General features: G+C 42.5%; 25 protein-coding genes. 1 reads left to right on the top strand and 24 read right to left on the bottom strand.

Annotation, left to right across the window (positions count from 1 at the left end):
- The 15 genes from ACTJKA_RS05725 to ACTJKA_RS05655 all read right to left on the bottom strand — a co-directional run bounded on the left by ACTJKA_RS05725 (nt 1) and on the right by ACTJKA_RS05655 (nt 15,801).
- A complete protein-coding gene (locus ACTJKA_RS05725; RefSeq protein ID WP_008344844.1) occupies nt 1-333 on the bottom strand; it encodes a putative DNA-binding protein in 333 nt (110 codons plus the stop codon).
- A 77-nt stretch (nt 334-410) separates the two neighbouring features.
- Nucleotides 411-692, bottom strand: a complete 282-nt coding sequence (locus ACTJKA_RS05720; RefSeq protein ID WP_224559766.1) for a hypothetical protein — start codon at nt 690-692, stop codon at nt 411-413.
- The gene (ftsY, locus tag ACTJKA_RS05715) at nt 676-1,662 is read right to left on the bottom strand and encodes a signal recognition particle-docking protein FtsY (protein ID WP_017359097.1); all 987 of its coding nucleotides are present in this window, start codon (nt 1,660-1,662) and stop codon (nt 676-678) included. Before ftsY ends, ACTJKA_RS05720 begins: the two co-directional genes overlap by 17 nt.
- 21 nt (nt 1,663-1,683) lie before the next feature.
- A complete protein-coding gene (smc, locus tag ACTJKA_RS05710) occupies nt 1,684-5,244 on the bottom strand; it encodes a chromosome segregation protein SMC (protein WP_171465322.1) in 3,561 nt (1,186 codons plus the stop codon).
- 105 nt (nt 5,245-5,349) lie between these two features.
- Complete coding sequence (rnc, locus tag ACTJKA_RS05705) at nt 5,350-6,093, bottom strand: ribonuclease III (RefSeq protein WP_017367233.1); 744 nt, start codon at nt 6,091-6,093, stop codon at nt 5,350-5,352.
- Between the two features lie 184 nt (nt 6,094-6,277).
- Nucleotides 6,278-6,511: an acyl carrier protein gene (gene acpP / locus ACTJKA_RS05700; RefSeq protein ID WP_003212028.1), complete on the bottom strand. Its 234-nt coding sequence runs from the start codon at nt 6,509-6,511 to the stop codon at nt 6,278-6,280.
- A gap of 81 nt (nt 6,512-6,592) precedes the next feature.
- Nucleotides 6,593-7,336, bottom strand: coding sequence for a 3-oxoacyl-[acyl-carrier-protein] reductase (gene fabG, locus ACTJKA_RS05695; protein ID WP_008344855.1), 744 nt, complete (start codon nt 7,334-7,336; stop codon nt 6,593-6,595).
- Nucleotides 7,336-8,280: an ACP S-malonyltransferase gene (gene fabD, locus ACTJKA_RS05690; RefSeq protein ID WP_045034254.1), complete on the bottom strand. Its 945-nt coding sequence runs from the start codon at nt 8,278-8,280 to the stop codon at nt 7,336-7,338. Before fabD ends, fabG begins: the two co-directional genes overlap by 1 nt.
- Nucleotides 8,281-8,295: 15 nt before the next feature.
- A complete protein-coding gene (plsX, locus tag ACTJKA_RS05685) occupies nt 8,296-9,294 on the bottom strand; it encodes a phosphate acyltransferase PlsX (protein WP_017359101.1) in 999 nt (332 codons plus the stop codon).
- Between the two features lie 15 nt (nt 9,295-9,309).
- Nucleotides 9,310-9,876: a transcription factor FapR gene (gene fapR / locus ACTJKA_RS05680; protein WP_017359102.1), complete on the bottom strand. Its 567-nt coding sequence runs from the start codon at nt 9,874-9,876 to the stop codon at nt 9,310-9,312.
- A gap of 112 nt (nt 9,877-9,988) precedes the next feature.
- The gene (recG, locus tag ACTJKA_RS05675; RefSeq protein ID WP_336749781.1) at nt 9,989-12,037 is read right to left on the bottom strand and encodes an ATP-dependent DNA helicase RecG; all 2,049 of its coding nucleotides are present in this window, start codon (nt 12,035-12,037) and stop codon (nt 9,989-9,991) included.
- Entirely contained in the window at nt 12,015-12,917 is a 903-nt protein-coding gene (sdaAA, locus tag ACTJKA_RS05670; protein ID WP_024720342.1) for an L-serine ammonia-lyase, iron-sulfur-dependent, subunit alpha, read from the bottom strand. The genes recG and sdaAA overlap by 23 nt, the downstream gene beginning before the upstream one ends.
- Nucleotides 12,918-12,937: 20 nt before the next feature.
- Entirely contained in the window at nt 12,938-13,600 is a 663-nt protein-coding gene (gene sdaAB / locus ACTJKA_RS05665) for an L-serine ammonia-lyase, iron-sulfur-dependent subunit beta (protein ID WP_008344864.1), read from the bottom strand.
- A gap of 149 nt (nt 13,601-13,749) precedes the next feature.
- Nucleotides 13,750-15,423, bottom strand: a complete 1,674-nt coding sequence (locus ACTJKA_RS05660) for a DAK2 domain-containing protein (protein WP_008344868.1) — start codon at nt 15,421-15,423, stop codon at nt 13,750-13,752.
- A 15-nt stretch (nt 15,424-15,438) separates the two neighbouring features.
- The gene (locus ACTJKA_RS05655; protein ID WP_008344871.1) at nt 15,439-15,801 is read right to left on the bottom strand and encodes an Asp23/Gls24 family envelope stress response protein; all 363 of its coding nucleotides are present in this window, start codon (nt 15,799-15,801) and stop codon (nt 15,439-15,441) included.
- 271 nt (nt 15,802-16,072) lie between these two features.
- On the opposite strand from ACTJKA_RS05655, the gene rpmB reads away from it, so the two are divergent.
- Entirely contained in the window at nt 16,073-16,261 is a 189-nt protein-coding gene (gene rpmB, locus ACTJKA_RS05650) for a 50S ribosomal protein L28 (protein WP_003212514.1), read from the top strand.
- A gap of 69 nt (nt 16,262-16,330) precedes the next feature.
- Here the strand turns inward: rpmB and spoVM are convergent, their stop codons facing one another.
- The 9 genes from spoVM to fmt form a co-directional block, all read right to left on the bottom strand.
- Nucleotides 16,331-16,411, bottom strand: a complete 81-nt coding sequence (gene spoVM, locus ACTJKA_RS05645; RefSeq protein WP_008354550.1) for a stage V sporulation protein SpoVM — start codon at nt 16,409-16,411, stop codon at nt 16,331-16,333.
- 71 nt (nt 16,412-16,482) lie between these two features.
- Nucleotides 16,483-17,127, bottom strand: a complete 645-nt coding sequence (locus ACTJKA_RS05640) for a thiamine diphosphokinase (protein WP_440607653.1) — start codon at nt 17,125-17,127, stop codon at nt 16,483-16,485.
- A 59-nt stretch (nt 17,128-17,186) separates the two neighbouring features.
- Nucleotides 17,187-17,837, bottom strand: coding sequence for a ribulose-phosphate 3-epimerase (gene rpe / locus ACTJKA_RS05635; protein ID WP_007499663.1), 651 nt, complete (start codon nt 17,835-17,837; stop codon nt 17,187-17,189).
- Nucleotides 17,838-17,840: 3 nt separating this feature from the next.
- Entirely contained in the window at nt 17,841-18,737 is an 897-nt protein-coding gene (gene rsgA / locus ACTJKA_RS05630) for a ribosome small subunit-dependent GTPase A (RefSeq protein WP_007499664.1), read from the bottom strand.
- 12 nt (nt 18,738-18,749) lie between these two features.
- The gene (pknB, locus tag ACTJKA_RS05625; RefSeq protein WP_039963598.1) at nt 18,750-20,705 is read right to left on the bottom strand and encodes a Stk1 family PASTA domain-containing Ser/Thr kinase; all 1,956 of its coding nucleotides are present in this window, start codon (nt 20,703-20,705) and stop codon (nt 18,750-18,752) included.
- A complete protein-coding gene (locus ACTJKA_RS05620; protein ID WP_034647887.1) occupies nt 20,699-21,469 on the bottom strand; it encodes a Stp1/IreP family PP2C-type Ser/Thr phosphatase in 771 nt (256 codons plus the stop codon). Before ACTJKA_RS05620 ends, pknB begins: the two co-directional genes overlap by 7 nt.
- A gap of 3 nt (nt 21,470-21,472) precedes the next feature.
- A complete protein-coding gene (gene rlmN, locus ACTJKA_RS05615; RefSeq protein ID WP_007499669.1) occupies nt 21,473-22,561 on the bottom strand; it encodes a 23S rRNA (adenine(2503)-C(2))-methyltransferase RlmN in 1,089 nt (362 codons plus the stop codon).
- A gap of 3 nt (nt 22,562-22,564) precedes the next feature.
- Nucleotides 22,565-23,908 carry a 16S rRNA (cytosine(967)-C(5))-methyltransferase RsmB gene (rsmB, locus tag ACTJKA_RS05610; RefSeq protein WP_336749777.1) on the bottom strand — a complete coding sequence of 448 codons (1,344 nt, stop codon included), beginning with the start codon at nt 23,906-23,908 and terminating at the stop codon, nt 22,565-22,567.
- Entirely contained in the window at nt 23,895-24,848 is a 954-nt protein-coding gene (gene fmt, locus ACTJKA_RS05605; protein ID WP_336749775.1) for a methionyl-tRNA formyltransferase, read from the bottom strand. The genes rsmB and fmt overlap by 14 nt, the downstream gene beginning before the upstream one ends.
- Nucleotides 24,849-24,853 lie beyond the last annotated feature (5 nt).

Here is a 24,853-nt window from a genome sequence, read left to right as displayed (position 1 = left end):
CTAATCTAATTTCTCAAGCGATTCAATTAAAGCTTCTGCTTCTTCCTTTTGCGCGGAATCTGCTACAAGCTCTCTCATTTTTGTGAGAAGTTCTTTACGCTCTTTAAATTTCTTAAACAAGAGCAGCTTTTCTTCATATTGTTCAAGCATCGCTTCAGTCCGTTTAATATTATCATAAACAGCCTGTCTTGATACTTCATATTCATCCGCAATTTCACCGAGGGAAAAATCGTCTAGGTAGTAAAGCGACATGTAGCTCTTTTGTTTTGCGGTCAACAACGATTGATAGAAATCAAACAAGTAGTTCATTCTCGTTGTCTTTTCAAGCGTCATGGGCTCTCTCCCCTTTGTTAAGTTCATTCCCTTTACAACAACTAAGTTTACACGGTTCTGATCTATGTGTCAAGTTTTTATCTTGTCACTTCCTGCGGCGACATATAAATAAAAATGCCGGCAATTTTGCCGGCATCCCCAGATTGTTGATAAAGGGCTAAAATGAACTTGATTTTAGCCCTTTGTCTTCTTTTCAGCGTGATAGAAAACCTTTGCAGTTTAGGAAGGACGAGTACTGGCGCGGAGCGAATGTCACATTCGTGAGCACCAGCACGCAGGACTGACAAAGAATGCGAGGGTTTGTCTACACGCTGAATGCCGGCAATTTTGCCGGCATTTTGATTAGTCTTCTTGATCAATCATGTCTGAGAATAATCCGTACACATACGATTCAGCATCGAACTCTTGCAGATCGTCTACTTTTTCACCTAATCCGACAAGTTTTACAGGGATGTTGAGCTCATTGCGAATGGCAAGAACAATCCCGCCTTTTGCAGTACCGTCAAGCTTTGTTAAAGCGATACCTGTCACGTTTGTCGCTTTAGAAAATTCCTTCGCTTGCGCCATCGCATTTTGACCCGTTGTCGCATCAAGGGCAAGCAGTACTTCGTGCGGTGCATCGGGCACTTCGCGTTCAATGACTCTCTTGACCTTCTCTAGCTCTTTCATCAAGTTGACTTTGTTTTGCAGTCTGCCTGCTGTATCACAGATCAAGACATCTGCTTTTTTGGCTTTAGCTGATTGAACGGCATCATAGATGACCGCTGCCGGGTCAGAGCCTGCTGTTTGTTTAACGACAGGAACACCAGAGCGCTCGCCCCATACTTCAAGCTGCTCAATCGCCCCCGCACGGAACGTATCACCTGCTGCTAAAATGACGGATTTCCCTTCATTTTTTAGCTTGTTTGCCAGCTTACCAATGGTTGTGGTTTTACCGACACCGTTCACGCCTACGAATAAAATAATATTTAAACGGCCGTCTTCAATGTTCAGTTCAGAGATTTGTTCCTCACCGCTATTGTAAATCTCCACGAGTTTTTCAGAGATGACTGCTTGTACTTCACTTGGGTCTTGAATGTTTCTTAATTTCACTTCTTTTTTCAGCTCATCAATCAGTTCCATCACAGTCGTGAAACCAACATCCGCACCGATTAACACTTCTTCTAGTTCTTCAAAAAAGTCTTCATCCACTTTACGATAGCGAGAAATGAGTTCATTTACTTTTCCCTGAAACGAATTTCTCGTTTTTTCAAGTCCATCTTTAAACTTTTCTGATACTGAATCGGTTTGCTGCGTAAATTTTTCTTTTAATTTCTTAAAAAAGCTCATTGGTTCAAAAACCTCCTTTAATTACTGGACAAGCTCTTTCGTTTCCTCTAGTTTGACAGATACCAGTTTTGAGACACCTGACTCCTGCATCGTGACACCGTACAGAACATCTGCTTCTTCCATGGTTCCTTTTCGGTGTGTAATCACAATAAACTGTGTTTCTTGGCTATATTTCTTTAAATACTGGGCAAAGCGGAACACATTTGCTTCATCAAGCGCTGCTTCTACCTCATCTAGCACACAGAATGGAACTGGTCTCACTTTTAAGATCGAGAATAATAAAGCAATGGCTGTTAATGCTCTTTCTCCGCCTGAAAGCAGGCTTAGATTTTGCAGCTTTTTCCCCGGCGGCTGCGCCACAATATCGACACCTGAGTTTAGTAAATCGTTTGGATCTGTGAGCTTAAGGTCTGCTCTTCCTCCGCCAAATAATGCTTGGAAAACAGATTCAAAATGTCCGCGGATTTGAGAGAATGTCTCAGAGAAACGTTTCGTCATCTCCTGATCCATTTCTTCAATGACTTGGAATAACGTATTTTTCGCTTCTGTCAGATCATTGCGCTGTTCAGTTAAGAAGAGAAAACGTTCATTCACACGTTCATACTCGTCAATACTGCCTAAGTTCACTGTTCCAAGCTCTTCAATGGCTAGTTTGATCAATTTCACGCGTTTTCTTGCTTCATCCGGCGATAGCGTCAGATGATACATTTCTTTTGCTCCTTCAAACGAAAGGGCATACTCTTCGTTTAAATAGGCGATGAGGTTATCAAGTTCAACTTCCATGCGGCCAAGCTTGATTTCTTCATCTTTTAAGCTTGTCGTGAGCTGTTTATACAGGCGTTTTTGCTCTTTCAGTTCACGTTCTGCGAATTCTAATGTTTCAGAAAGAGCCAGGCGCTGTTTGCGTCGCTCTGAGATAAGCGCTGTCGTTTTGTTTTTATGTTCCAGTTTCTCTTTTGCCGCTTCTTCCAGTTGTTCTGCGCCGCTTGAGCTAGATGACATTTCACTTGTTAAGAGGGACAAATCTTCTTTTGTTTCCGTCAGCGTCTTTTCAGCCTCTTCTAATTCAGCCGTTAAGCTCGACAGTTTTTCTTGTTCATTTGCTAAAGACTGCTCTTTTTTGGCAAGCGAGATTTTCAGCTCTGTTAATTCGGAAGAAATGGTTTCTTTCGTTGAGCTTTGGGTCTGCTTCCGTTTTGTTAACGTGTTGATCTCTTCGTCAAGAGAGGTCAGTTTCTCACCTATAGATGTTTCAAGGGCTGCCTGCTCTTTATCCTTGCTCGCAAGTTCGCTAGAGCGCTGCTGCAACTCTGCTTTTTCTTGATCATAGAGCTCTAGATGAGCGTTAATATTTTTTTCAGCTACTTGCAGTTCATATAATGTCCCTTTTAACTCTTGCTGCTTTTCTCGAAGCATTTCGCCGCGCTGACGCAATTCATTTAATTGGACTTCGCTTTCCGCAATCGATTGCTTCGTTTCTTTTGTTTCTTTTTCAAGGATCGTTGTTTTTTCTTCCATTTCAACGAGCTGCTTTGTTAATGTTTCAATCTCTCGGTTTCTGGACAGGAGGGAATTGTTCTTTTTCTTTACGCCTCCTCCAGTCATTGAACCACCTGGGTTCACCACGTCCCCATCAAGGGTCACGATACGATAACGATGTCCAAGCATTTTCGCTAGCTCGTTGGCACCTTTTAAGTCTTTCACGATTAGGACCGTTCCAAGCAAATTCCGAATGACTTTTTCATACTTTTCATCAAAGGAAACGAGCTGACTCGCTACGCCGATAAATGCGTCATGCTGCTCAGCTGTTTGAATATCTCTGAACTGAATGGTTCGTTCTTTGATGACGTTCATTGGCAGGAAGGTCGCACGCCCAAAGGAATGCTGCTTTAAGTATCCAATGGCCTGTCTGGCAGCCGCTTCATTTTCAGTAACGACATGCTGCGTGGCTGCGCCAAGTGCAATTTCAATCGCTGTTTCATGTTGCTGCTCTGTTTGAATCAGCTCTGCAATCGCCCCGTGAATGCCACCTAACCGATCCTTTGCCTTTAAAACCTCTTTCACTCCTTGGAAAAATCCTGAGAAGTCTTCCTGCATGGATTCAAGCATTTCTTTTTTAGATTTTGCCTGCTGTACATATTGATAGGCTTGGTAAAGAGCTGTTTCTTTTTTCTCGTATTGACGTTTCATCTGCTCTAGCTTTTGTTCCGCTTCTCTAAAGCGTTTCACCTGAGCCAAAATGTCTTCTTCTCGTTCTGAAAGTTGCTGCTCGGCTTCTGTTTTCTTTTCCTTCACAGACACCCGTTCTTCGATATGTTTCTGATTATTTTGCGTTAACCGCTCTAGCTGCAAGGCTGCTTGGCGCTGCTGCTCTTCTAGTAATGTGCGTTCGTTTCGGATAGAAGCTTGCTCGTTTAATAGGTCAAAATAATCGCTTTTCAGCTGTTCAATTTGCCCTTCCACATCTTCACTATGAAGAGACAGCTGATGCTGTTTTGTTTTCACTTCATCTTTTAGCTGTTGCACTTCTGTTTGCAGGCTGTCACGTGTGACTTTCTGCTGTTCAATCTTTTCCGTTAACAACGCCTGTTTTTCGGTTAAACGCACGAGCGTGTCTTCTAGCTGCCCTTGGTTAGCGGCCGCATTTTTTTTCCGTTCTTTTAGAACTTCTTTTTTCCCTTCAAGCTTTTCTAGTTCTTCACTTGTGAAAAGGAGGACTTCTTGGAGGTCATGAATCGAATCGTCAAGTGCCTGAATACGGTCTCTCGATTCTTCGATTTTGGCTTCCTTCGCTTGAATGTCTGTAGACTGCTTCATTTCATCTTGTTTGAACCGCTCGACAGCTTCACCAAGTGTTGTCCATTTTTTGTGTAGTGCTTCAATATCATGGACGGTGAGAGCAATTTCTACATTTTCAAGTTCTTCTTTCTTTTGCAGATAGTCTTTTGCAATAGACGCCTGCATTCTTAGTGGTTCTACTTGATCTTCTAGTTCATGCAGAATATCTTCTACCCGGTTTAAGTTGTCCTGCGTTTCAAACAGTTTATTCTCGGCTTTTTTCTTTCTTGTTTTATATTTCAGGACACCCGCTGCTTCTTCAAAGATGCTACGTCTTTCTTCAGCTTTACTCGATAGAATCTCTTCTACCTTACCTTGGCTGATGATCGAAAAAGCTTCTTTTCCAAGACCTGAATCCATGAAAAGATCAATAATATCCTTTAAGCGGACAGATTGATTGTTAATGAGAAATTCACTTTCTCCAGAACGATAGACTCTTCTTGTCACACTGACTTCGTGAAAATCGATCGGCAAAAAGTGATCTTCGTTATCGAGCGTTAATGTCACTTCTGCTAAGTTGACTCGTTTTCTTGAGTCACTTCCTGCAAAAATGATGTCTTCCATTTTTCCTCCGCGGAGGCTTTTTGCTGATTGCTCTCCAAGTACCCAGCGGATCGCATCAGTAATATTACTTTTGCCGCTTCCGTTTGGTCCAACAACAGCTGTAACCCCTTTGACAAAGTCTACAGTCACCCGCTGTGCGAAAGATTTGAATCCTATCACGTCTAAACGTTTGAGGAACATGAGAGTGATCCTCCTTATGTATTTAAAGTACTATTATCTTACCATATGAACTGAAAAAAGATGATGGAAAACAGAGTGAAATCCCCCTGAATCACGAGGGGGATTTTATTGGTTCATATGATGTTTCTGTAATTTAGCAAGTGCTTCCTGTGCAGCATGCTGTTCGGCTTCTTTTTTTGAACGGCCATTTCCAATTCCGAGCACTTCTCCTCTAAGGGATACATTGGCTTCAAATTCCCGGTTATGTGCTGGGCCTTTTTCATGCAGGATTCGGTATTCAAGTACACCTTTTCCATCTCGCTGAACAAATTCTTGAAGCTGGCTTTTAAAGTCCATGACATGTGAGAATGCCCCGTCATTAATTTTCGGGTACACATAGGCTTCTAGGAATCGTTCAACAGGCTCAAGTCCTTGATCTAAATAAAGCGCTCCGATAAACGCCTCAAATACGTCTGCTAAGAGTGCTGGGCGTTTTCTGCCGCCTGTCATTTCTTCCCCTTTTCCTAAAAGAACAAGGTCTCCGAAGGACAGCTCATGCGCTAATGACACAAGTGATGGCTCACATACGATCGCCGCTCTCAGTTTTGTTAAATCTCCCTCGCTCATGGCTGGATACTTTGCAAATAAGAACTGTGAGATCGTCAATTCTAAAACAGCGTCCCCTAAAAATTCAAGTCTTTCATTATCCTCATAAGGTTTTTTCCGATGCTCGTTCACATAAGAGGAATGTGTAAAGGCTTGATAGAGTAGTTTTTCATTTTTAAAGTGTACAGAAATGCGCTGCTGAAATTCTCTGAATTGCTCTAGTTTTTTGCTCTGTTTCTGTTTGTCTTTATAGTGTTTTGGCATAGCAACCTCCAGGTAGGCGTCATCGCCTTTAAGGATACTGATTATATGGAGTCTCTCTTTCTACATGCAAGGAAACCGTGCTCCTTAGCATCTGAAAAAGGCTGACAATTGATCAGCTGAATATGTTGAAACTAACATAAATTTTCAAAGTCCCGCCATGAAAATAGACGGGACTTTGTTACGCTTATTGCTGGCTATTTATGTAGTTCACAGCGTCACCGACTGTTGCAATTTTTTCAGCATCTTCGTCAGAAATTTCCATATCGAACTCATCTTCAAGTTCCATAACTAGCTCAACTACATCAAGGGAATCAGCGCCTAAATCTTCTTTAAATGAAGCTTCCATTTTCACGTCAGCCTCATCAACGCCAAGGCGGTCTACAATAATTTTTGATACACGCTCTAATACGTCTGCCATTGCCTTTCACCTCCCCTCAAAGTATTATAGTTGATTCGTTTTTAAAAAACTAGAGAAAACGTAACGAAATTTTGATATTTCTTAGGACATAACCATTCCGCCATCTACTTGGATGGTTTGGCCTGTAATATAACCTGCTCCTTCTGAAGCTAAAAAGACAACAACGTTGCTTATATCTTCAGGCGCACCAAAGCGTGCGAGCGGGATTTGCTTCAGCATTTCTGTTTGAACATTCTCATCAAGCTTGTCAGTCATATCAGTAGAAATAAAGCCTGGTGCTACGGCATTGACTGTAATATGACGACTTGCCAGCTCTTTCGCTGTTGTTTTCGTTAAACCGATCACACCAGCTTTTGCTGCAACGTAGTTTGCTTGTCCAGGGTTTCCACAAACGCCGACAACAGATGCTACATTGATGATTCTTCCACTGCGCTGTTTCATCATTTGACGTGTCACAGCTTTTGTACAGTTGAAGACACCTTTTAAGTTTATGTTAATGACATCATCCCATTCATTTTCTTTCATTCTCATGAGCAGGTTGTCCTTTGTAATTCCAGCATTATTCACAAGAATGTCGATTGAACCAAATGTATCAACGGCTTGTTTCATTAATGCCTGTACTTCTTCTGCATTTGACACATCCGCTTTGACAGCAAAAGCCTGCTGGCCAAGTGCTTTGATCTCATCGACGACTTCATTTGCTTTTGCTTCGTTGCCTGAATAGTTCACCACAACATTGGCACCTTTTTTCGCCAAATCGATCGCAATCGAACGGCCAATACCCCGTGATGCACCTGTGACAACGGCTGTTTTATTTGTAAGCATCAAGAATCCCCCTTGAGTGTTTGAATGGCTGCTTCAATTGTTGCTTGATCTGATACGGAAATGGTCGTCAGGCGGCGATTGACTTTTTTCACAAGACCTGAGAGCACTTTACCAGGACCAATTTCAATAAATGTTGTCACGCCTAAGTCAATCAAGCGTTCTACACTTTCTTCAAATCGAACAGGAGAATACAATTGTTCAATCAGCTTCGTTTCAATTTCATTACGTGATGTCACGATGTCTGCTGTTACGTTTGAAATCACTGGCGTCGCGGCATCAGAAATGTCTAATTTAGATAATACATCTGTGAATTTTTCAGCTGCTGGTTTCATTAATGCAGAATGGAAAGGTCCACTCACTTCAAGTGGAATTGCACGTTTTGCGCCCTTTTCTTTCGCTTTCTCTGATGCAAGTTCCACACCTTTTGCTGTACCAGAGATGACGATTTGGCCCGGACAGTTTAAGTTCGCAAGTTCTACAAGATGACCGCTTTCTGTCACTTCTTTTGTCACTTCTACAAGCGCTGCTTGGTCTAAGCCAAGAATCGCCGCCATTGCGCCTTCTCCTGCTGGAACGGCTTCATTCATTAATTCGCCGCGCTTTCTCACTGCGTAAACGGCATCTTTAAACGAAAGAGCTCCCGCTGCAACAAGGGCTGTATATTCACCCAGGCTGTGCCCTGCTGCATAATCTGCTTTGATTCCGCTCTCTTCAAATTTCTTTAAGATCGCGATGCTTGTCGTTAAAAGAGCTGGCTGTGCATTATATGTCAGCGTCAGTTCTTCTGCATCTCCTTCAAAAATCATTGAAGATAAATCAAAACCAAGGGTCTGATCTGCTTCTTCAAACACAGCTTTAGATGCTGCTTCTTGGTCAAATAAATCTTTTCCCATGCCAATTTTTTGAGAGCCTTGGCCTGGGAATAAAAAAGCAATTTTACTCATGCTGCTCTACCTCCATTACGACTCATTCGTGTCTTCTTTTTGAACTTCTTGATGAATGATAGCTGAAACGTCTTTTTTAACGATGTCGCGCGCCTGACGAATGGCATGAAAAATCGCATTTTCATCAGAGGAACCATGCGCTTTAATAACGGGTGCTTTTAAACCAAATAATGCGGCACCACCATATTCGGAGTAATCCATTTTAGATTTCATCTGCATTAATTTTGGCTTCATCATACCTGCTGCTATTTTAGCTGTGAAGCTGGATGTTAAGGTTTCTTTCAGCATTTTAAAAACAGAAAGAGCTGTGCCTTCGATCGTTTTAAGGGCGATATTCCCCGTGAAACCATCTGTGACAACGACATCAGCTACACCCTCTAATAAGTCACGCGATTCTACATTTCCTACGAAATTCAAATCTGATGCTTTTAATAATTCAAAGGTTTTTTTCGTTAAATCGTTGCCTTTTTTATCTTCTGTCCCGACATTTAAAAGTCCAACGCGTGGATTGCTCTTCGGGAAGACATGCTCTGCGTAAATAGATCCCATCATGGCATATTGCACAAGATGCTCTGGCTTTGCATCAACGTTTGCGCCGACATCCAATAATAAGAACCCGCTGCCATCAAGTGTTGGCAACGTCGGAGCAAGTGCTGGTCTGTCAATGCCATCAATTCTGCCTACGATAAACAGGCCTGCTGTCATGAGTGCCCCAGTATTTCCAGCTGAAATACAGGCATCTGCTCTTCCTTCTGAAACTTCCTGCGCCATTTTCACCATAGAAGAATCCTTTTTACGTCTCACTGCACGCACTGGTTCATCCGTTGGTTCAATGACTTCTTTTGCATCTAAGATCGTGATGCGTTCATGATTTGTTATGTATGATTTGATCTTGCTTTCATCGCCGACTAGTGTAATCTCGATATCTGAAAATGCTTCTAAGCTTTTTTGCACACCGTCAATAATGGCTTTAGGGGCATGATCTCCCCCCATTGCATCGACTGCAATTCTCATGTTATGTGCCACCTTTTACTTTTGTTTTGAGCGATACATGACGAAATCGCCTGAGAAGACAACTTCCTCACCTACATAGCTGTTTACTTCAACTACGGTTCTGCCTTTTTCTTTATCATGTGAGGCAACTTTGGCTTTTGAGACGACTCTTTCGCCTTGTTTGACCTGCCTTGTAAACTTAATATTTGCTTTTGCTGTCAAAGCCAGTTCATCGTCGATGACGGCTACTGCCAGCGAATTTGCCTGGGCAAAAAGATGATGTCCCCTGGCAATTTGGTTACGGCTGAATACATGCTCTTTTCTCACTTCAAAAATGGAAATCGCTTGATCATCAAGCTCTACATCAATCATTTCTCCAATGACTTCATCCAGCGGAAGAGACTTCACTTCATCCTCTAATGTCTTTTCGGCCACGTGCTTAATTCGTTCGCGTAATTCAGGGATTGACAGCTCCAAACGGTCAAGTCGAACTGTTTGAATGCTTACACCGAATTTACTTGCCAATTCTTCATCAGTAATGAACGGAGTCGAGCTGATCGTTTGCTGGAGAAGCTTTTGTCGTTCTTTTTTATTTAGTTTCATATGCAGACACCATCCGTACATTTATGACTAGGTACTAATAGTAGTATATAATCTCATAGATGATAAATCAATCCTTGTTTCAAAAAGACAAGAAAATTCCTCCAGCACTTGATCAGCTCAATTTATCTCCGCCAAGCACACCGCTGTCTACAAGTGTTTGCCTAAGTTCTTTATATTCAGGGTCTGTCCAAAAGGCTTCAGACTGCACGAGCTCTGCCGCATCTTTTCTAGCGGTTTCAAGCGCTCTATAGTCATGAACCATATCTGCCACTTTAAATTCAGGCATTCCGCTTTGTTTCTTGCCAAAGAAGTCGCCAGGGCCTCTTAGTTCTAAGTCCTTTTCAGACAGTTCAAAGCCATCCGTTGTTTCAGACATGATCCGCATGCGCTCTTTACCGGTCTCTGATTTAGGGTCCGCCATTAAAATACAAAAAGATTGATGCTCTCCGCGTCCGACCCGGCCTCTTAACTGATGAAGCTGTGACAGTCCAAAGCGGTCCGCATCATAAATGACCATGATGGTCGCATTTGGCACGTTGACGCCAACTTCAACAACTGTCGTTGACACAAGGATTTGTACTTCATTGGAAGTGAAATCTCTCATCACTTGATCTTTTTCATCACTTGCGAGTTTCCCATGCATTAAGCCGATCGACCATTTTCCGCGATACGCCTCTGTCAGCATGCTGTGAACATCTATCGCATTTTGGACATCCAGTTTGTCTGATTCTTCTATAAGTGGACAAATAATATACGCTTGTCTGCCTTTTCTCAGCTCTTTATCAACAAAAGCAAGAATCCTTTCAAGCATGTCATGCTTCACCCAATACGTTTCAATCTGCTTTCGGCCGGCTGGCAGCTCATCAATGACTGAGACGTCCATTTCTCCAAATACTGTGATGGCAAGCGTTCTTGGAATCGGCGTTGCGGTCATAAACAAAACATCTGGGTCCTGCCCTTTGCTTCGCAGTTTTTTCCGTTGTTCCACGCCGAACCTGTGCTGTTCATCTGTAATAACAAGACCAAGCTGCTGAAATTCCACTTCGTCCTGGATAAGGGCATGCGTGCCGACTAAAATATCAATATCTCCCTCTTTCAGACGTTCAAGCAGTTCTCTGCGGCGCTTTCCTTTCACTGAACTCGTCAAAAGAGCAATATTTAGCCCCCATTTTTCAAATAGCTGATACAGTGAATCGGCATGCTGTTCAGCCAAAATTTCAGTTGGCACCATCAGCGCACCTTGAAAGCCGGATAAATGAGCGGCATAAAGGGCAATTGCTGCAACAGCTGTTTTCCCCGATCCAACATCCCCTTGAAGAAGCCGGTTCATCCGGTACGGGGATGCCATATCTGCCATAATTTCATCCAACACTCTTGATTGTGCTTTTGTCAGCGGGAACGGCAGGCTATGAACAAACTCAAAGACCGCCTCTTTTGAAAACGAATGCTGGATGCCTGATGTTTTTTCTCGTTCTTTTTTTCTGATCGCCTGCATCTTCAGCTGAAAGATGAGAAATTCCTCGTACACGAAGCGTCGTCTTGCTTGCTTGAGCGAGTCTCTCGTTTCAGGGAGATGAATGGTTTTTAGTGCTTCTTGATAAGACATGAGTTTATAAGCAGCTACAAGCTGCTTTGGCAGTGGATCTTCAGCATGGTTTACATAGAGTGACAACGCTTGTTTTACAAATCGTCTCATCATCTTCACGGTTACATTTTCTTTGACTGAATAAACAGGTTCTATACTGCCATCTTGTTCGTGTGTTCCTTTTTTAAATTCCTGCACCATAATGGATTGCCGGTTTTTATCCCACTTGCCTGTGACGGATACCGTATCGCCTAAAGCAAGACTTCGTTTTAAATAGGGGCGATTGAAGCATATGGCTGTAATCAAAAAACGACCGACAAGCAGCCTGAATGTCAGCCTGCTTCGTTTTTTTCCATAATAGGTGAGAACGGGCTCACTGTGCACTTTGCCTTCAACTGTGACACGTTCGTCATGTCTGACTTCTTCTAAGTTGCGAAGCTCATAGTCGTCATATCGATAAGGAAAGTAGCCGAGTAAATCGGCTACTGTGTAGATTCCAAGTTCATTTAGTGTTTTTTCTGTTTCTTCTCCAATCCCTTTGAGGGCAGAGATCTTATCTTGCAATTTCTGTATCACGAGATGAGGTCACACCTCCGAAAATCTTCTTTTCAAGCTCCCTTGCTGTCGGTGTTGCAGCAAGTCCGCCTTGTGCAGTCTCACGAAGAGCGGTTGGCATCGTTTGACCAATTTTGTACATCGCATCAATGACTTCATCACAAGGGATACGGCTTGTAATGCCGGCAAGTGCCATATCTGCTGCAATCATCGCATTAGAAGCGCCCATTGCGTTTCGTTTCACACATGGCACTTCCACAAGTCCTGCGACTGGGTCGCAAACAAGCCCCAGCATATTTTTTAAGGTGATGGCCATGGCTTCAGCGGATTGCTGCGGCGTACCGCCTGCCATTTCTACAATGGCTGCTGCTGCCATACCTGATGCAGATCCTACTTCTGCCTGACAGCCGCCTGCTGCACCAGAGATACTTGCGTTATTGGCGACAACAAAACCAAATGCACCAGATGTAAATAGGAATCTGACCATTTGTTCCTTTGTTGGCTTTAATGTTTCTTTCACCGCAAAGAGCGTTCCTGGCACAACACCTGCTGAGCCAGCTGTAGGCGTTGCACAGATCGTTCCCATTGCTGCGTTCACTTCATTTGTTGCCACTGCCTTACTGACAGCATCTAAAATGGTATGACCAGACAATGTTTTGCCTGATGCGATATATGCTTGAAGTTTCACCGCATCCCCGCCTGTTAAACCAGATAATGATTTCACACCTTTCAATCCGTTTTCAACGGCCTGTTCCATCACTTCTAGGTTGCGGTACATCTGCGAGAAAATGTCTTCACGTGACTTCCCTGTCACTTCCATTTCTTGAGTAATCATAATTTCTGAAATGGAGGTATTCCGTTCTTCTGTTAGCTGCACGAGTTCTTTGACGTTTTTAAACATCATACATAACCTCCTTGTTGTTACTCTGCAATTTGTGTGACTTGAATAATGTTTGGCAGCGTCTCAAGCTCTGTTAAAACCGCTGGATCAATATTCTGATCCACTTCAATCGTCATGAGTGCTTCTTGCCCGACCTCTTTACGTGCCACTTCCATATGACCAATGTTGATGGCGAATTTCGCTAACACATTGGCAACTGCTGCAATCGTCCCGTAACGGTCGTTATGAACCACAAGAATGGCCGGATGATTCCCTGAGAGTCTCAGTTCAAAGCCATTTAATTCTGTGATTTCAATTTTACCTCCGCCAATGGAAATCCCGATTAATTCAAGGCTTCCATTCGCATCTGAAATTTCTACTTTTGCTGTATTTGGATGCGCTGGTACCGCATCTTCTTCTTTAAACTCAATGTCGATTTCTTTGCTTTTTGCAATATCAATCGCTGTTTTAATTCGTTCATCAAATGTATCAAAATCAAGAACACCGCCGATAATGGCTACATCTGTCCCGTGTCCTTTATACGTATCTTTAAAAGAGCCATAAAACGACACAACAATTCGTTTCGGTTCCCTTCCGAACAAGCTGCGAGCCACTCTTCCAATACGAGCCGCACCCGCCGTGTGCGAACTTGATGGACCAATCATGACGGGTCCAATAATATCAAACACACTTCTAAATTTCATAGGTCTTCCCCTCTCATCACCAATCACAGATTGGTTTGTTACTCCCTTTAGACTAATGGATTCATTCGATTCCCGCAACTCATTTCACCGATGAACACATAGTAAAAAAATGCAAAAGAAGAAGAAGGGCTTCATGTGCCCTTCTTTCTTTATTCAACAGCCAAAATATATGAATAAAGCGGCTGTTTTCCATCGTGGACTTCAACTTCTACATCTTCAAATGTGTCTTCAATATATGCTTCTAAAGCTTCCATCTCATCAGATGATGCATCTTCCCCTTTGATGATTGTGACAATCTCATCATCTTCTGTCACCATTTGGGTCAAAAGCTCTTTTGCTGCATCTAATTGATTTTTAGCTGTTAAGGTGATTTTTCCATTGTATAGGCCCATATAGTCGCCTTTGGCAATGTCGATCCCATCAATTTGGGTATCTCTCACTGCAAAGGTAATTTGGCCGCTTTTCACATGATCAATCGCTTCTAACATCGCTGCTTCATTGTCTTCATTTGAAGCTGCTTCATTGAGAGAAAGAAGTGCCGACATTCCTTGAGGAACGGTCTTTGTCGGAATAACAACGACCTCACGACTTGAGACAGTTGCCGCCTGTTTAGCTGCCATGACAATATTAGAATTATTAGGTAAGATAAAGACGGTTTCGGCATGAATGCTATCAATTGCTTTGACAATGTCTTCTGTGCTCGGATTCATCGTCTGTCCGCCTTCAATGACGACGGATGCTCCGATACTTTTAAACAAGTCAGCAATCCCTTCTCCCATTGCGACACTCACTACTCCAAAACGCTGTTTTTCAGCAGCTGTTGCTTTTGGTGTAGCAGGCGAGTGATCTTTTTCTTCATTGACGATCGAGCTATGCTGCTCTCTCATGTTTTCAATTTTCATATTAATTAAGCTGCCATAGCGCTGTGCATATGATAAGACATCTCCTGGCTGCTCTGCATGAATATGAACTTTTGCAAGCGTATCATCAGATACCACAAGAAGTGAATCTCCGAATTCGCTTAATTCTTCTCTGAAGGCATTTTCGTCAAAGGACTGTTTGTCTTCTTCGAATTTCACCATAAATTCTGTACAATAGCCAAATTCAATATCTTCTGTGTTCATATGGCTTTGTGCACTTTTATGATGCTCTGCACTCACTAATTCTTTTAATGTTGGCAAAGAGGCCGTTTTAGGAGGAAGCTCTTCTCCTCTTAATGAAGCAAGGAAACCTTCATATACACAAAGAAGCCCTTTACCGCCGCTATCTACAACGCCGACTTCTTTTAAAACAGGAAGGAGATCTGGCGTGCGGTCAAGTGATGCTCTTGCTTCCTCAATCGTTAATTCAAGCACACGATCGATTTGGTCTTCTGTTGCTGAAACAGCAACCGCTTTCTTTGCAGCGTCTTTTGCAACCGTTAAGATGGTTCCTTCAATCGGTTTCATGACGGCTTTATATGCTGTATCAACGCCGGCCTGCAAGGCAAGCGCAAATTCTTTTGCGTCAATTGTTTCTTTTTGTTCTATATTTTTGCTGAAACCTCTGAAGAGCTGAGACAGGATCACACCTGAGTTTCCTCTTGCCCCCATTAACAGCCCTTTCGACAGAGCCACCCCGACCTTACCAATGTGATCGGTATTTGTTTCTTCAACTGCTTTTGCCCCTGAAGTCATTGACAAATTCATATTTGTCCCCGTGTCTCCGTCTGGCACTGGAAAAACATTTAACGCATCAACAATTTGTGCGTTTTGAGAAAGATGGTGAGCACCTGCAAGAATCATTTTTGCAAATGAGCGGCCACCCAGATTTCTAATAGACAATATATTTCCTCCTTACTACGGGTTCGTAACTTTTACTCCTTGTACATAAATGTTGACTGAGTCAACTGAAAGTCCAATCGTGTGATGAATCGTATATTTGACTTTCGTTTGAACATTATGTGCGACTTCTGATATTTTTGTACCGTAGCTGACGATGATGTACATATCAATATGAATGCGATCTTCTTTTTGACGCACAAGAACACCCCGGCTGAAGTTCTCTTTGCGGAGAATATCCGTCAAGCCGTCCTTTATTTGATTTTTGGACGCCATGCCAACAATACCATAGCAATCGATCGCAGCGCCTCCTGCCACCATTGCAATGACTTCATTTGATATATCAATTTGTCCGTATTTCGTTCTAAGTTCAATGGACACATTGGTTCCCCCTTTTTGAGAAATTGCCCTGAGTTATCACTATTTTACTATAAGACCCTTCTTTTTAAAAGAAATCATTCAATCCGACCCAATCCTACTTATACTATAGCCTTGATTTTTTATCAAGATGTCAAGGTATTTTTCTTGAAAGAGGAGCAAACAATCCTTGCAAACCCCTTGAAGCTGTGGTAAATTATTAAAGTATCTTGAGGCATCTCTAAGTACGTATATGAAGAATATGATGATGTTTTCGCAGTTAGGAGGGAAACAAATGGCACGTAAATGCGTTATTACAGGCAGAAAAACAAAAGCTGGGAACAACCGTTCTCACGCAATGAACTCTACAAAACGTACATGGGGCGCGAACCTTCAAAAAGTTCGTATTCTAGTGGACGGTAAGCCTAAAAGAGTATATGTATCAGCTCGAGCTTTGAAATCTGGTAAAGTTGAGCGTGTATAAGCAAGAGTAAACGCCTGCTACATTTAACTGTAGCAGGCGTTTTTATGTGGAAATAAAGGAGATTACTCATTAATCTTTCTTAAATGAACCAAGCATCGCACGGACAATGCCGCCAAGAAATCTAGGCAGTTTGATTGTATAAAATTTCATTTTGTCCCCCTCCTAAAAGTACCGCTTGCAGCACAATTGAGCTTAATCAGCCATCCACATTGATAGGTTGGTCAATCTTTGCTTCTTACCATTATTAATATGCCTTCATGAAAAGAAAAAGTACCATTTGAGTGGATGAGTTCGTTACTAATACATAGTGTGGAACCAGGCTCAATATGACAATTTTTCAGAGGATATTTGAAACCTTTTAATGTCAGCTTTTCAACCGATGTACCGAAGGGCAAAAACGACACATATTTTTTATCCGGGTCTTGTTTGATTTCGTATGTACCAGGTCCAAACATTTGAATGATATTTTGTTTATCTACAAGGGTCATGCTCTGTTTGTGCTGAATGCCTTTGTAAAGGAGATGGATATTCCCAAGAAAATGATCTGCTCTTCCGCCTGTAATACCGTAAATTTGAATATGTGCTGGATTCTGACGCAAAGACCAGTTCAGCGCAAGTTCTAAATCCGTTTCATCTTTCTCTGCCTGAAATAAATTGAGTGCAGACAATTTCTTTTTCAGTTCATGAAGCTCTTCTTCTGTCACACTATCAAAATCACCAAATGCTCTGTCAGGTACAATGCCATGCTCTAGTAAGAAAAGGGTTCCCCGATCTACGCCGACCCAGAGAATGTCCTCCTCAGATGCTTCATGATCAAGCGGCGGGATGTACGCAAAAGGACCGCCGGCTACGATATGTATGTGCATGATTACGCTCCTCTCCATTGAAAAAGAACCAAAGATCACAATGACTTTGGTTCTTTTTCTTATGCTTCTCGAATGGCCTGAATGGCCGCCGCGCGGTCGTCTTTCCCATATACCGCTGAGCCGGCAACAAGTAGATTAGCGCCTGCTTCTTTGCAGCTCTTTGCTGTCTCTACATTGACACCGCCATCTATTTCAATGAGTAAATCGGTTAAGCCCTTTTGTTCACTAAGTGTCTTTACTTCTTTTACCTTTGAGAGAACAGAAGGAATAAACGCCTGTCCGCCAAAACCAGGGTTCACCGTCATGAATAAGACTAGGTCAACATCCTCTAATACATGCGCGATTTGAGAAACGGGTGTGTGCGGGTTCAAAACGACCCCTGCTTTGACACCTTGTTCTTTTATATGCTGAATCGTGCGATGTAAGTGTGGACACGCCTCGACATGAACAGAAATAATATCGGCGCCCGCTTTTGCAAATGCAGGGATATACTGGTCTGGCTGCTCAATCATTAAGTGAACATCGAGCGGCAGCTTTGTATGCGGCCTGATCGCCTCCACTACATTTGGTCCAAATGTCATATTCGGTACAAAATGACCGTCCATCACATCAATATGAATATAATCCGCTCCACCTTGTTCCACATCACGGATATCTTTCGCAAGATTTGCGAAATCGGCTGATAAAATGGATGGGGCAATATAAACCATGATTTAGTACCTCGGCTTTCTGTCTTTAATTTCAGTTAAAAACTCTAAATAATGCTGATAGCGATACTCTCTGATGCGATCGTGTTCTACTGCCTCTTTTACCGCACATCCAGGCTCTTTTACGTGCAAACAGCCTCTGAATTTACATTCTGCACTCTTCTCTCTGATTTCTAAGAAATAGAGCCCTAAATCTTCCGCTTCGATACCTGTAAATTCAAGTGAGCTGAATCCTGGTGTATCGGCAATGAGCCCTTCAGCCGTTCGAATGAGTTCCACATGTCTTGTTGTATGTTTCCCCCTGCCAAGATGGGAGGAAATATCATTTGTTTTCAGTGCTAAATCAGGACTCATCGCATTTAAGAGAGAAGACTTCCCTACACCTGATTGACCTGCAAATACAGTAATCTTGTGATGGAAATACGGGGTCAGCTTTTCAATTCCATCCCCTTCGATCGTCGATGTTAAATGAACGTCGTATCCAATTTGGCGATAGTCTTCTGCATAGGCTTGAATCGTTTCTCGCTCTTGGTCTGTTTTCAGCAAGTCCATTTTTGTGATGCAGATAATCGGTTCAATCTGGCTCTCTTCAACAAGCACTAGGAATCTGTCTAACAGCGATGTACTAAAGGTCGGCTCTGCTGCTGAGAAAACGAGCACCGCTTGATCAACGTTGCTAATAGGCGGCCGAACCAGCTCATTGGTCCGCTCTTTTACTTCCAGCAAATAGCCTTCCTTATCGTTATCTGCTTGATAGACGACATAATCTCCAACAAGAGGGGTTATTTTGTTTTTACGAAAAATCCCTCTTGCTCTACACTGAATTACTTTGCCACTTTCTAGAGACTCATCCAGCACATAATAAAATCCGCTTAATGCTTTAATAATTTTGCCCTCAGGCATAAAGTCCCTCCTTTATTCATCATCAGGGTATTCAATCGTTTTGGAGCTTACTACTTTATCATCCACAGTCACCTGATAGTATCCTTTTTGACCAGGTTCTATCTTAAATTTAATCGTTCGCTCAGTAGGCGCAGTGATTTTAAAGGTTTCATATAAATCAGAAATGCTATGTTCTGCGTCATCAATAGATATTTGAACATTCATTTCTTGTCCTTCTGTTTCTGGTTCATATGGGATCGCAATCTTTTCAGTCACCGTTTTGGCCGGTTTCTCTTTTGGTCCAAGGGAGAACGTAATTTTAACCATATCACCAGGTTTAACAGCTGTCCCCGCTCCCGGTTCCTGCTTCATGACCTCACCTTTTGGCACATCGTCAGAATACGCTTCTTTTTCATCTAGCTTTAGTCCATTATCCTCTAGATAATTTGATGCGGCCTGTTTACTATACGTCGTTAAATCCCGTAAGGTAATATCGGCAGGGCCTATACTGACGGTCAATGTGACTTCTTCATCTGCTGCGACAAGTTCTGTATTTGCGGAAGGTTTCTGTTCCATGACAATGCCTGATTCTGTGTCATTATCATTCACTTCCTCCACAACAACCTGTTTAAACCCTTTTTTCTCTAATCGTTCTTTTGCTTTCTCGACCTTTTCACCAGTTACATCAGGTAATTCGGTTTTTTCTTTACCTGTACTTTGATAAAGCTGAATTTCTGTCCCTTCTTTTACCTTCGTTCCGATTTTCGGGTCTGTTTTGACAACCAGCCCTTTTTCAATCTTCTCGTCGGCAATATCAATGGGTTCAGAAGCGACGGTAAATCCGGCTTTCTTCAAGGTGTCTTCCGCTTTTTCAACCGTCATGCCAGAAACATCGGTCACCTCTACATCCTTTGGAAAGAGTAATCCTGGGAATACCGTGATCGCTAAAATGGTCGCAGCCGTCAAAACAAATAAGATCGACGCTACAATCCACGGCCATTTTTTCCGTTTTTTCTTCGGCTTTTGCTTCTCTTTTTTCTTTGGTTTTTGAACCGGGTGGACGGCTGTTTTTTCATTGTCTTGATCGACTTGATGATCTTTTATAATAGGAATGGCTTTTGTTGCTTCATGATCTTCTTCAATGACAAAGCGCTTTTCTTTTAGTCTTGCAGGGTCAAAAGCCGTTTTTAAGTCTTTTTGCATTTCAGATGCATCTTCGTATCGATAGAATGGATCTTTGGCCATCGCTTTTAAAATGATGTTCTCCACGCTTTGTGGTACAGAAGGATTCCACCTTCTCACAGATGGCGGCTCTGATTGCAAATGCTTCAGTGCGACACTGACAGCGGATTCTCCTTCAAATGGCATGCGTCCTGAAATCAGCTCATAAAGAACAATACCAAGTGAATAAATGTCTGACTTTTTAGTTGCAAGACCGCCGCGCGCTTGCTCTGGGGACAAATAATGCACGGAGCCAAGAACAGAATTCGTATGGGTAATGGTCGCTGAGCTAAGTGCCATGGCAATGCCAAAATCAGTGACTTTGATATTCCCCAAGTTGTCTATTAATATATTGTGAGGCTTAATATCTCTATGGACGAGCTGTTTCGCATGGGCTTCTTCCATCGCCGCAACGACTTGCTCCATGATGCGAACGGCTTCTTTTGGATGAAGCGGTCCATTGGCGTGTATGTATTCTTTGAGCGTCATCCCTTCGACATATTCCATGACAATATAATAAATGTCATCTTCTTCTCCTACATCGTAGATACTGACAATATTCGGATGATCTAAGCTGGCTGCTGATTGCGCTTCTCTCCGGAACCGTCTAATAAAATCATCATCACTTGCAAAGTCAAACCGTAAAATTTTAATCGCCACTTCGCGATCTAAAATCATATCCTCCGCCAAATAAACGTTGGCCATTCCGCCTCCGCCTATTGCGCGAAGAATTTGATAACGGCCGCTGATCCTTTTTCCGATCAACACTTGCTGTCACCCTCCTCTGTTTGGGAGGAGATTTCTAACAGTACTGCTGTAATGTTATCTTCACCGCCGTTGTCATTCGCTGTTTGAACTAACTCTGTTACTTTTTCATCTGGTGCGGTTGTTTGCGATAAAATCTGAATCAAATGCTCTTCTTCTACTTTATTCGATAATCCGTCTGAGCAAAGCAAAATTTGATCTCCTGGGTCCACTTCAAAAGTTCGTGCATCAATTTGAACGTGTTTATCCGTTCCTAACGCTTTGGTCAGCACATTTTTTCTTGGATGATATTCTGCATCCGCTTTTGAAATCTCTCCTGTTTTCACTAACTCATTCACTAGTGAGTGATCATCTGTTAATTGGGTCAGTGCTCCTTCTCTTAGCAAATAGCAGCGGCTGTCACCAATATGGGCAATTGTGACCGTTTGCAAATGAACGAGCGCACAAACGATGGTCGTCCCCATTCCTTGGCACTCCTCATTGTTTTTCGCATGTTCGTATACTTGGTCATTAATATCGCTAATTTTTGAGATTAACCAATTTTCTTGATCGGCTGGTTTATTTGGAATTGAAGATGTTTCCTGCCAGTATTCTTTTAAAGAAGAAACTGCCATCTTGCTGGCTACATCACCAGCAAGATGACCTCCCATTCCATCTGCTACAACAGCTAGAAGTGTGTCTTCTTTTGCTTCAAAAATACCTGCATCATCTTCATTATGCTGACGGACTTTTCCTGTATCGGTTTGAAAGGCTGCCCTTATCAACATTCGTCACCTCGTCTCTTCCTGACGCTCCTTCGCTCTTAGCTGACCGCAAGCAGCATCAATATCATGGCCTTGCTCTCGTCTAATCGTTACGTTTACGCCTCGTTCTTTCAGCGTTTTTTCAAATAGGAAGATTTGTTCTCTTGGTGTTCTCACGTAATCTCTTTCTGGTACATAGTTCACCGGGATGAGGTTTACATGGCATTTGATTCCTTTTAATAAATCAGCAAGTTCTTCTGCATGATGGACTTGATCATTGACTCCGCCAAACAGACCGTATTCAAAGCTCACGCGTCTGCCTGTTTTTTGAATGTAATATTCAATAGCTTCCATTAATTTTGGCAGCTTGTATGCCTTATTGATTGGCATGAGGCGGCTTCGAATGTCAGTATTTGGTGCGTGCAGGGAGACAGCAAAGTTGATTTGCATTTGCTCATCCGCAAATTGATAAATCTTTGGAATGATCCCGCTCGTCGAAACGGTAATATGACGTGCACCAATATTTAAACCGTTGTCATGGTTAATGATTTTAAGGAATGCAAGCATTTCATCAAAGTTATCAAACGGTTCGCCAATACCCATGATGACAACTGAGCTGACGCGTTCATCTGTTTCATCAAGCGCCTGTTGTACTTTCAATACTTGGGCCACAATTTCTCCTGCTTCAAGGTTTCGTTTTAACCCGCCAAGTGTAGATGCACAGAATGTACAACCAATCCGGCAGCCAACCTGTGTTGTGACGCAGACAGAGTTGCCGTATTCGTGGCGCATCAGCACTGTTTCAATCGTATAACCATCATGTAATTCAAATAAAAACTTGATCGTTCCATCTTGAGAAGTTTGTTTGATCACTGTTTTTAAAGTCGTGATGGCGAATTGATCTTTTAATTTTTCTCTTAATTCCTTTGATAGGTTAGACATTTCATCAAAGGATGTGACGCGTTTTTCATAAAGCCACTCAAAAATTTGTGTTGCACGGAAAGGCTTTTCGCCTTGTTCCTTTAACCAGTCTTTGATTTCATTTAGCTCAAACGAGTAGATCGACGGCATGTCTGTTTTCAGTTCTTTTCTTACTTTTTGTTTTTGTTCTGTCATTTTTTATCCCTTCTTTCTCATGCTGCAAATAAAGAAACCATCTGTTCCGAAATAATGAGGAAGTATTTGTACACTTCCGTTTTGAACAAACGGAGCAACCTGCTCAGGCAGCCGTTCATTAAGAGATAGATCGGGTTCGAAGTCTTGGTGTTCTTGTAAAAACGCATGAATCACTTGTTGATTTTCTGTTGGATCCATTGTACATGTACTGTATACAAGGGTACCGCCTGGCTTTAGCAGCTGGGCTGTTTCATGCAAGATCGATTGCTGAATTGTCGCAAGTCTTGCTGAGTCTTCCGAGGACTTTGTATATTTCATATCTGGTTTTCGTCTGATGACGCCAAAACCTGAACATGGTGCATCAATAAGAATACGGTCAAACGAAGCATCATCATAATGGTCGGATGCTTTTCTTGCATCAAGCGCTTTTGCCTCAATATGCGTTAAGTTTAGACGCTTTGCCGCCTGTTTGATCAGTTTTACTTTGTGCTCATGTAAATCAAGAGACACAATGTTCCCCTCATCGTTCATTCGCTCTGCAATATGTGTTGATTTACCACCAGGGGCGGCACAGGCATCAAGCACCATTTCTCCCGGCTGAGGATCCAGCGCTCTTGCGACAAGCATGGAACTTTCATCTTGAATCGTGACAAAGCCCTCTTGAAAGAAAGGAGTAGATACGATAGATCCTTTCATGAGTTTGAGTGCATCCTCAGATAAGTCGCCGAGCTCTGTTTCAATTCCTGCCTCCATGAGTTCTTGCTGCAGTGCAGTGCGGTTTTTTTTCATTTGATTGACACGCAATGTCTGCTTTGGCGGGACTAAATGAATACGGCACATGCTTTCTGCTGCTTCAAAACCGTACGCCTCCACCCATTCTTGTACGAGCCACAATGGATGGCTTGTCTCTATCGAAAGCCTTTTTACCGGATCTTTGATCGCATCAAATGATGGCACGCCTTCTCTTTGCACAGAACGAAGAACGCCGTTGACTAGTGAAGAAATACCTTTATGTCCGCGCTTTTTCGTTAGTTCCACTGCTTCATGGATGGCAGCACGATCTGGAATTTTTTCAAGATAAACCATCTGATAAAGAGACATCCGCAAAAGCTGCATCACCCATGGAGCCACTTTTTGCGGTTTTTTCACAAAGGGTGTGAGCATATAATCAAGTGCCAGCTTGTTTTGCAGTGTACCGTATACAAGTTCTGTTAATAGCGGTTTGTCTTGATCGGAGAGTTCTTTCTCTTTCATCACTGACTGCAAAAGCAAGTTACTGTAGGCTTGATTTTGTTCGAGTTTGATTAAAGCGTCTAGCGCTACTTCTCTCACATTACTTTTCTTCATTGATTAGCCCTAATTTCTGTCCAATTTCGATATTTGCGCCTCTTAAGAAGTTTTCACCGCTCATTTTTTTCTTTCCAGCGGGCTGTACACTCGTTAATAAAAGGCCTTGCTGATTTCCTGTTCCAACGACTGGTCCTTCTTTTTGAAGCTCAATCACTTTCCCAGGTTCTTCTGGTGCTTGAAGCGGAACTTTTTTCGCTTCCCATACTTTTAAGTTAGCACCGCTCCATTCAGTATAGGCAACTGGCCATGGATTTAAGCCACGAACTTGGTTGTAAAGCTCTTCTCCTGGCTTGGTCCAGTCTAATCTTTCCTGCTCCCGCTTAATATTTGGTGCATACGTTGCTGCCTCTTCATTTTGCGGAATTGGCGAGATAGACCTGCTTAACACATTTGGAACGGTGTCTTTTAATAAGGCCGCACCAGCCACACTTAATTTATCATGCAGTGTTCCGACGTTGTCTAATTCATCAATTTCTACTTCTACTTTGCTAATCATGTCACCTGCATCAAGCTTTTCTACCATATACATGATCGTCACGCCTGTTTTCTTTTTGCCTTGCAGGATCGCATAATGGATCGGTGCACCGCCTCTTAGTTCTGGCAGCAGTGAGGCATGAACGTTGATACAGCCAAATTCAGGTTCATCAAGTAATCTTTTTGGCAAAATTTGTCCGAACGCTGCTGTTACGATCAAATCTGGCTTTAACGCAAGCACTTTATCAATTTCTTCATCAAGACGTACCTTTTCAGGCTGTAAAACTGGAATGCCGTGTTTTAAGGCTTCTACTTTCACAGGAGGCGGCGTCAGTACTCGTTTTCTGCCTTTCGGGCGATCTGGCTGTGTGACGACCCCGACCACTTCGTATCCTTCTGTTATAAGTGTTTGCAGCACAGGTACTGAGAAATCAGGGGTTCCCATAAATACGATACGTGCCATTTTCT

Origin of the sequence: Bacillus sp. 22190, from assembly GCF_052045575.1 — a bacterium.
Classification (GTDB): Bacteria; Bacillota; Bacilli; order Bacillales; family Bacillaceae; genus Bacillus; species Bacillus altitudinis.
This window is presented reverse-complemented; position numbering and strand designations above follow the sequence as displayed.